The sequence below is a fragment of the Streptomyces sp. NPDC007917 genome, assembly GCF_042959105.1.
Taxonomy (GTDB): Bacteria; Actinomycetota; Actinomycetes; order Streptomycetales; family Streptomycetaceae; genus Streptomyces.
Genome location: NZ_JBIBKK010000081.1, coordinates 1 through 1,522 on the forward strand (window position 1 = coordinate 1; position 1,522 = coordinate 1,522).

The 1,522-nt window shown below is 69.2% G+C and carries 1 protein-coding gene; it reads left to right on the forward strand.

Going from position 1 to position 1,522, the window contains the following annotated elements:
• Window positions 1–1,522 (forward strand): amino acid adenylation domain-containing protein (locus tag ACFZDL_RS47185; RefSeq protein WP_353597337.1); only part of this gene is annotated, 1,522 nt, incomplete at both ends.

Genomic DNA, 1,522 nt, shown 5'->3' on the forward strand with positions numbered 1-1,522 from the left:
AACACCACCCGCCCATACCCACCCACCACCCTCCCCGCACTGTTCGAACAACAAGCCACCCGCACCCCCGACCACACCGCACTCATCTGCGACAATCACCGACTCACCTACCGCAGACTCGACCAACGGGCCAACCAGCTCGCCCACCATCTGATCTCGCTGGGTGTGGGTCCTGAGGACAACGTCGCCCTCGCACTTCCCCGTACCGAGCCGGCGATCACAGCTGTGTTCGCGGTGCTGAAGGCTGGTGCGGCGTACGTACCCATCGACCCGGCCTATCCGCAGGACCGCATCGACCACCTGCTCGACGACGCCCGGCCTGCATTGATCCTGTCGACACGGGACGCCGCTTCGGCTCTCCCCCGCGAGGCATCCGGGGCGATCCTGCTTCTCGACGACGCGGCCTTCGCCGATGCTCTCGGGAACCAGCCCACCACGACTCCGACCGACACCCACCGTGTGCGCGAGCTGAGGCCGGGCAACTCTGCCTACGTCATCTACACCTCGGGCTCCACCGGCCGTCCCAAAGGCGTGGTCGTCAGCCATGCCAATGCCGCCAACTTCGTCCGCTGGGCCGTCGACGAGTTCGGGGCTGAAGGTCTGGCGCATGTGTTGCTCACCACGTCGTTCAACTTCGACGTGTCGGTCTTCGAAATGTTCGCTCCCCTCATCTGCGGCGGCACCATCGAGATCCTGCGCGACCTGCTGGACCTCGCCGACCGCGGCTCCGAGGCGCGTCGCCACGTCAGCCTGATCAGCGCCGTCCCGTCCGCGCTCGCCGGTCTCATCGCGCACTCCGATGTCGACGTGACGGCGGAGACCGTTGTGCTCGCCGGTGAGGGCCTGCCCGCGGCGGTGGCGACCCACATCAGGAAGGCGCTGTCGGCCCGTCGGCTGATGAACGCCTATGGCCCCACCGAGGCGACGGTGTACGCCAGCGCCTGGGCGATGGAGGACAGCCCCGACACCGCGTCCCCGATCGGCCGTCCGGTGGCGAACACCCGGATGTTCGTACTGGATGCGGGGTTGCGGCCGGTGCTGCCGGGTGTGGTGGGCGAGCTGTACATCGCCGGTGCACAGGTGGCCCGGGGGTATCTGGGGCGGGCCGGGTTGTCGGCGGAGCGCTTCGTGGCCTGTCCGTGGGGCGCCGGAGGCGAGCGGATGTACCGGACGGGCGACCTGGCGCGGTGGACGGCTGACGGGGTGCTGGAGTACGTGGGCCGCGCCGACGATCAGGTGAAGGTGCGGGGTTTCCGTATCGAGCCGGGTGAGGTGGAGGCCGCGCTGATGGCCTGCGACGGGGTGGTCCAGGCCGCGGTGGTGGTGCGGGAGGACCGTCCCGGGGACCGGCGACTGGTGGGGTACGTGGTGCCGGCAGTGGGTGTGGAGGTCGACGGGGTACGTGTGCGTGCCACGCTGGCGGCGCGGCTGCCGGAGTTCATGGTGCCCTCCCTGGTCATGGTCCTTGAGCGGCTACCGCTCACCCCGAACGGAAAACTGGACCGGCGGGCACTTCCGACAC